This window comes from Paraburkholderia sp. Cy-641 (assembly GCF_011752945.1).
Classification (GTDB): Bacteria; Pseudomonadota; Gammaproteobacteria; order Burkholderiales; family Burkholderiaceae; genus Paraburkholderia.
Genome location: NZ_VWWM01000115.1, coordinates 1 through 6,874, shown reverse-complemented (window position 1 = coordinate 6,874; position 6,874 = coordinate 1). Strand labels below are relative to the sequence as shown.

6 protein-coding genes are annotated in these 6,874 nt (G+C 66.3%); all 6 read right to left on the bottom strand.

Going from position 1 to position 6,874, the window contains the following annotated elements:
- A partial coding sequence (gene holA / locus F3J20_RS31365) for a DNA polymerase III subunit delta (protein ID WP_167285805.1) occupies positions 1-759 on the bottom strand: 759 nt, incomplete at its 3' end.
- A 54-nt stretch (positions 760-813) separates the two neighbouring features.
- A complete protein-coding gene (lptE, locus tag F3J20_RS31360) occupies positions 814-1,365 on the bottom strand; it encodes an LPS assembly lipoprotein LptE (protein WP_205991097.1) in 552 nt (183 codons plus the stop codon).
- An 88-nt stretch (positions 1,366-1,453) separates the two neighbouring features.
- Positions 1,454-4,045 (bottom strand): leucine--tRNA ligase, encoded by a 2,592-nt coding sequence (gene leuS / locus F3J20_RS31355; protein WP_167285804.1) that lies wholly within the window; start codon positions 4,043-4,045, stop codon positions 1,454-1,456.
- Between the two features lie 391 nt (positions 4,046-4,436).
- A complete protein-coding gene (locus tag F3J20_RS31350) occupies positions 4,437-4,868 on the bottom strand; it encodes a biopolymer transporter ExbD (protein ID WP_167040494.1) in 432 nt (143 codons plus the stop codon).
- A gap of 119 nt (positions 4,869-4,987) precedes the next feature.
- Positions 4,988-5,707 carry a MotA/TolQ/ExbB proton channel family protein gene (locus tag F3J20_RS31345; protein ID WP_167285803.1) on the bottom strand — a complete coding sequence of 240 codons (720 nt, stop codon included), beginning with the start codon at positions 5,705-5,707 and terminating at the stop codon, positions 4,988-4,990.
- Between the two features lie 99 nt (positions 5,708-5,806).
- Positions 5,807-6,604, bottom strand: a complete 798-nt coding sequence (dapB, locus tag F3J20_RS31340; RefSeq protein ID WP_167040490.1) for a 4-hydroxy-tetrahydrodipicolinate reductase — start codon at positions 6,602-6,604, stop codon at positions 5,807-5,809.
- Positions 6,605-6,874 lie beyond the last annotated feature (270 nt).

Sequence of the window (6,874 nt, the reverse complement as noted above, 5' to 3'; positions counted from 1 at the left end):
GGCCCACAGCACGAGCACCGCCGCCTCGCCCTCGCCGCGCAGCCCGTCGAGCATGCGCGCGATCCGGCCGACGTCGCCCGCGAGCATCGCCTCGTTGAGCTTGAACACGTCGTAACGCGCGACGTTGAGCACGGCGTCCTGCACCTGATCGAAGCTCAGCGTACCGCTCGGATACAACAGCCCGAGCTTCTGGATTTCCTGATGTGCGGCAAGCAGGTTGCCCTCGACGCGCTCGGCGATGAACGCGAGCGCGCGCCGCCCCTCTTCGCCAGCCGCGACGCGCTGCCCCTGCGCCGCGAGCCGCTGGCCGACCCAGTTCGGCAATTGCGCGCGCTCGACCGGATCGATCTTCAGCGCGACGCCCGCCTCGGCGAGCGCGGTGAACCATGCGGACTTCTGCGTGGCCGCATCGAGGCGCGGCAGCGTAATCATCGTCAGCACGTCGTCGTTGACGGCGGCCGCGAGCGCCTTCAGCGCGTCGGCGCCTTCCTTGCCCGGCTTGCCCGACGGAATGCGCAACTCGACCAGTTGCCGGTCGCCGAACAGCGACATCGACTGGCTCGCGCCGAGCAGCGAACTCCAGTCGAAGCCGCGCTCGACCGTGAACACCGAGCGGTCGGTAAAGCCCGCCGCGCGCGCCGCCGCGCGAATCCGGTCGCTCGCTTCCTGCGCGAGCAGATGCTCGTCGCCGTACACGACGTACAGGCCGGCGAGTCCTTTGGCGAGATGCGTTTCGAGCGCGTCAGGTCGCAGTTGCATGGCGGGCGGTGAGCGGAATGGATGAAGTACGGTCGATCACGAACGGCGCGCCGCTCACAGCGGCGGCGGCGGCAGCGGCGCGCGCGGCGCGACGGCTGGCACGGCCTCGGCCGGCGTCGGATGCAGCGAGCGCACCACGCCGAGACGGCGGATCAACTGATCGATCGCGTCGTTCTCCATGTCGGTGAACAGAATGTCGGACTCGGCGGACTTCGCCTGCGAGAACTGGTCGCTATAGGTCATCGCGCGATTCAAGGCGATCACACTGCCCGGAATCAGGATCGTGCCGTCCTTGCCGACCAGCGTGTACCCCATCTGCAGATTCAGCTGATACTCGGCGACGACACCGAGCGTATTCAGCGTCAGCGTGCTGATATTGCGGTTCTGCGAGATCTGCAGGATCGCATCGGCGTTGGCGGGCGAATTGACCACCACCGTGTCGCTGCCGCCCTGGATCATGCGCGTGAGCCGCGCGGCGGCCGCCGGCGTCGCGCCGGCCACATAGAGACGCTTGAACGCGTAGTCCTGCTGGCCGCGCAACTGGAAGCCGCAGGCCGACAACATCATTACGCTGCAAACGAGCGTCAAAAACGATCTGCGAGTCACATTCGCTCCCGGTTCGCTGTGGATTCGCGGGTCGGATACACGCCGCCAAACGGGCGGCGCGCATCTGCCGGCATGAGATCGTGGCCCGTCAAACGACCACGTTCACGAGACGGCCCGGCACCACGATGATCTTCTTCGGCGCCTTGCCTTCGCTAAACTTCGCGACCATTTCGTGCGCGGCCGCCTGCTGCTCGATCGCTTCGCGCGACGCGTCCTTCGCGACCGTCAGCGCGCCGCGCACCTTGCCGTTCACCTGCAGCACGAGTTCGATCTCGGCCTGCTCCAGCGCCTTCTCGTCGACCTTCGGCCACGGCGCGTCGAGCAGCGTGCCGAAGGCGTCGGCATAACCGAGTTCCTGCCAGAGCTGGAACGTCAGGTGCGGCACGACCGGGTACAGCACGCGCAGCATCACGCCGTAGGTTTCGCGCAGCACGGCCGGCTGCGCGCCCTTCGCGCCGTCGAGCGCGTTGAGCATCTTCATCGCGGCCGATACCACCGTGTTGTACTGCAGGCGCTGATAGTCGAAGTCGGCCTGCTTCAGCACGCTGTAGATCTCGCGGCGCAGCGCCTTGTCGGCGTCGTTCAGTTGAGCGGCGTCGAGCGGGCCGCCCGCGCGCAGCGCGGCTTCGTTCGCATGACCGAAGTTCCACACGCGACGCAGGAAGCGGCTCGCGCCTTCGACGCCCGAGCCCGACCATTCGAGCTGCTGCTCGGGCGGTGCCGCGAACATCACGAACAGACGCGCGGTGTCCGCGCCATGCTGATCGATCAGCATCTGCGGGTCGACGCCGTTATTCTTCGACTTCGACATCTTCTCGACGCCGCCGAGCACGACCGGCTGGCCGTCCGCATTGAGCACCGCGCCGACCGGGCGGCCCTTGTCGTCGAACGACACGGTCACGTCAGCCGGGTTGTACCAGGTCTTCTTGCCCGCGTCGTTTTCGCGGTAGTAGGTTTCGTTGAGCACCATGCCCTGGGTGAGCAGGTTCCTGGCCGGCTCGCCGAACTTCACGAGACCGAGGTCGCGCATCACCTTCGCCCAGAAGCGCGAGTACAGCAGGTGCAGGATCGCGTGCTCGATGCCGCCGATGTATTGATCCATCGGCGCCCAGTAATCGGTACGCTCGTCGACCATCGTCTTCGCGTCCGGCGACGCGTAGCGGTAGAAGTACCAGGACGAATCGACGAAGGTGTCCATCGTGTCGGTTTCGCGCTTGGCCGCGCCGCCGCACTTCGGGCACGTGCAGTTCACGAACGCTTCGGACTTCGCGAGCGGGTTGCCCGTGCCGTCCGGCACGAGGTCTTCCGGCAGCACGACGGGCAGGTCCTGTTCCGGCACCGGCACGTCGCCGCACGTCGGGCAGTGGATGATCGGAATCGGCGTGCCCCAGTAACGCTGGCGCGACACGCCCCAGTCGCGCAGACGCCACGTAATCTGCTTGTTGCCAAGGCCGAGTGCCTTGAGGTCGGCGGCGATGCGGTCCACCGCCGCGTCGTATGCGAGGCCGTCGTACTTGCCGCTGTTCACGAGCGCGCCGGTCTTCTCGCCATACCACTCGGCCCAGGCATCGGTCGAGAACGCCTTGCCTTCGACCGCCACCACCTGTTTGACCGGCAGACCGTATTTCTTCACGAACGCGAAATCGCGCTCGTCGTGCGCCGGCACGCCCATCACCGCGCCTTCACCGTAGCTCATCAGCACGTAGTTGCCGACCCACACCTCGACCTGCTCCTGCGTCAGCGGATGCGTGACGTAGAAGCCGGTGGCCATGCCCTTCTTTTCCATCGTCGCGACGTCGGCTTCGGCAACGCCGCCGCGCTTGCATTCGTCGATGAACGCCTGCAGTTCCGGCTTGTCCTGCGCGAGGCGCGTGGCAAGCGGATGCTCGGCGGCGACCGCGCAGAACGTGACGCCCATGATCGTGTCGGCACGCGTCGTGAACACGCGCAGCAGCTTCTGTTCGCCGTCGATTTCGTACGGGAAGCCGAAGTTCACGCCGAAGCTCTTGCCGATCCAGTTCTGCTGCATGATCTTCACGCGCTCGGGCCAGCCGAGGCCTTCGAGATCGTTCAGCAGTTCATCGGCGTACTGCGTGATGCGCATGTAGTACATCGGGATTTCGCGCTTTTCGACGAGCGCGCCCGAGCGCCAGCCGCGCCCGTCGATCACCTGCTCGTTGGCAAGCACGGTCTGGTCGACCGGGTCCCAGTTGACGGTGCCGGTTTTCTTGTACGCGATGCCCTTTTCGAGCATCTTCAGGAACAGCCACTGGTTCCACTTGTAGTAGTCGGGGCTGCAGGTCGCGACTTCGCGCGACCAGTCGATCGCGAGGCCCATCGACTGCATCTGCTTCTTCATGTAAGCGATGTTGTCGTAGGTCCATTGCGCGGGCGGCACGTTGTTGGCCATCGCCGCGTTTTCGGCGGGCATGCCGAACGCGTCCCAGCCCATCGGCATCAGCACGTTGTAGCCGTTCATCCGCAGATAACGGTACATCACGTCGTTGATCGTGTAATTGCGCACGTGCCCCATATGCAGCTTGCCCGACGGATACGGCAGCATCGAGACGCAGTAGAACTTGGGCTTGTCGGTGGTTTCCGTCGTCTTGTAGGCGTCGATGGCGCGCCATTGTCCTTGCGCGGCGGCTTCGACGTCGGAGGGAACGTATTTTTCGTGCATGGTGTGATGGGATCGCTGGGTTCGGTGCTTTCGCACCGGCCTGGTGCTCTGCTGGATGGAACTGGATGGAATCGCGTCGTTTCCCCTTCGCGGGGAAAGGGCTGATTATACCGTTCGCGGACGGGCGCGCCGCGCGGCATGGCGCACGGGTCGGCGGGCGTGAGCCGGGTATGAGCCGGGCGTGGGGCATCCGCATCGCGAGCACCGCGCCGGCGCAAAAGATTCATGCGGGTCCGGCGGGGTTCGGATTGCCGCGCGCACCGACGCAAACGCGGCATGGCCGGCGGTGCAGGAGCACGCGGGCAGCGGCCTTCGCCTCGGGCGCGAAGCGCCGGACCTTGAACGCCAGGTCAGACGTCACGTTGGGCGTCATATCGAACGCCGCAGCTCGTCAACGTTGCGCGGCGGGCGGCGGCGGATCGGTCACGAAGCCGATGCGTTCGAGCCCCGCCTGTTGCGCGGCGCCCATGACTTGCGCGATCACTTCGTAGCGCGTCGAGCGCTCGGCGCGTAGCTGGATTTCCGGCTGCTCGGTCTGCTTGCCGGCCTCGGCGAATTGCGCACGCATCTGCGCGAGCGTGATCGGCTGGCTGTTCCAGTACAGCCGGCCGGCGGCGTCGATCGAAAGGGAAATGGTTTGCGGGGTCTGACGCGCGGGCGCCGCCGCGACCTTCGGCAGATCGAGCCGGATCGCATGCGAAAACAGCGGCGCGGTGATGATGAAAATCACGAGCAGCACGAGCATGACGTCAATCAGCGGCGTCATGTTGATCTCGGCCATCGGCGCGGCCGCCTGCTTTTTCTCGAGTCCGCCGAATGCCATATCGCCTCCTTGTGCTTCCTTGCGTCTGGGCCTGTCCGCGGGCTTGCCCGAGCTTGCAGAAGCGGGTACGCGCTTCCGCGATCCTTCGCGAGCCGCGGTGCGCCCCGGCCCGCCGCGCGTCAGCGGTGCGCTTCGTGCGCCGCCTGCTGCGCGCGCACTGGCGGCGGCACGTGCTCGGACGGCGCACACACGTAGACGTGCAGATCGTGCGCGAAGCCGTCGAGTTCCTCGGACAACTGCCGCGCGAGACGCCCGAGCACGTTGTACGCCAGCACGGCTGGAATCGCGACGACGAGACCGAACGCGGTCATGATCAGCGCTTCGCCAACCGGCCCGGCGACGTTTTCGATCTGCGCCTGGCCGCTCGCCGCGATGCTGCCGAGCGCGTGATAGATGCCCCACACAGTGCCGAGCAGGCCGACGAACGGCGCCGTGCTGCCGACCGACGCCAGCAGCACCTGGCCGAATTCGAGCCGCCGCTGCGACGCGTTGAGCGCCTGGCGCAGCGCCCGCAATACCCGTTCGCTACGCTCGACGCGCGCGAGCAGCGCGCCCGGAATGTCGACTTCGGCCGCATGCAGTGCCGCTTCGGCGAGCGGCGCGAACACGCGCTCGCGATCCACCCGGCGCAGCGTGGCGACGCCCTCGGACAATGTCGGCGCCTGCCAGAACTGCGCGATCGCCCGCGTGGCCTGGCGTTTCGCGCGAGTCAGGAACCAGCTCTTGACGAGCAGAAAGCACCAGCTCGCGATCGACATGGCCAGCAGTACGTACGCGACGCCATGCGTGATCGCGTCGCTCGTCTGCAGGTAATGGATGATGCCGCTGCCGCCTGCCATCTGACCTCGCCGTAGGAAAGTGACTTCAGGAGCGCGCTCGAAGCCGCGCGCCGGCGTGCGCCACGCGCCCGCTGAGCGCACTTAATGCACTCAGCGCACTCAACGCAGGCCAAGCACGTCCTGCATGTCGAAGAAGCCGGTTGCGTGGCCTTCGAGGAACCGTACAGCACGAAGCGCGCCTTGAGCATACGACAACCGGCTCGCCGATTTGTGCGTGATCTCGATGCGCTCGCCGATGCCGGCGAACAGCACCGTATGATCGCCGACGATGTCGCCACCGCGAATCGCCGAGAAGCCGATCGTGGACGGATCGCGCTCGCCGGTCACGCCTTCGCGACCGTAGACCGCGCATTCGTCGAGATTGCGGCCGAGCGCGTCGGCGATCACTTCGCCCATCGTCAGCGCGGTGCCGGACGGCGCATCGACCTTGTGACGATGATGCGCCTCGATAATCTCGATGTCATAGCCGGTCGCGAACTGGCGTGCCGCGTATTCGAGCAGCTTCAGCGTGACGTTCACGCCGACGCTCATGTTCGACGCGAACACGACGCCGATCTTCTCCGACGCCGCGCGCAACTGTGCTTTCTGCTCGTTATCGAAGCCGGTCGTGCCGATCACCATTTTCACGTTGTGGCGCTGCGCGGCTTCGAGGTGGCGCAGCGTGGCGTCCGGGCGCGTGAAGTCGATCAGATAGTCGGATTCGGCGAAGACGCGCTCGATGTCGTCGGTGAGCAGCACGCCGGTCTGCTTGCCGAGGAACGCGCCGGCGTCCTGCCCGGCCTGCGCGGAGTCCGCGCGGCACAGCGCACCGGACAGCGTCGCACCGGCATCGTTAAGGACTGTTTCGATGAGCATGCGGCCCATACGGCCCGATGCGCCAGCAATGGCAATTTTCATGACGATGAGGGTTCGTAAAAAGACACGGGCAGACACCACCCGCAGACACGCCGCGGCAATGCGGGCGAAAGCGGCGGCAGGCTGCGGAATCGGACAGCACGGCGAGGCGCCGCGCCTCGCGGGACAAGCGGAGAAATCCGGCGGGCGCCACGCGCGGCGCGCAGCCCGCCTTACAACACGGACAGTCTGATTACTCGCCCGTTCCCGAATTCGACGAGGAACCGGTGAGCGGTGCGTTCAGCGTCGGGCCGCCGCTACCCTGCGAGCCGA

Coding starts and splice junctions, on each gene's coding strand:
- leuS (WP_167285804.1), bottom strand. CDS start 4,045: ATGCACGAAAAATACGTTCCCTCCGACGTCGAAGCCGCCGCGCAAGGA.
- F3J20_RS31350 (WP_167040494.1), bottom strand. CDS start 4,868: ATGGCATTCGGCGGACTCGAGAAAAAGCAGGCGGCCGCGCCGATGGCC.
- F3J20_RS31345 (WP_167285803.1), bottom strand. CDS start 5,707: ATGGCAGGCGGCAGCGGCATCATCCATTACCTGCAGACGAGCGACGCG.
- dapB (WP_167040490.1), bottom strand. CDS start 6,604: ATGAAAATTGCCATTGCTGGCGCATCGGGCCGTATGGGCCGCATGCTC.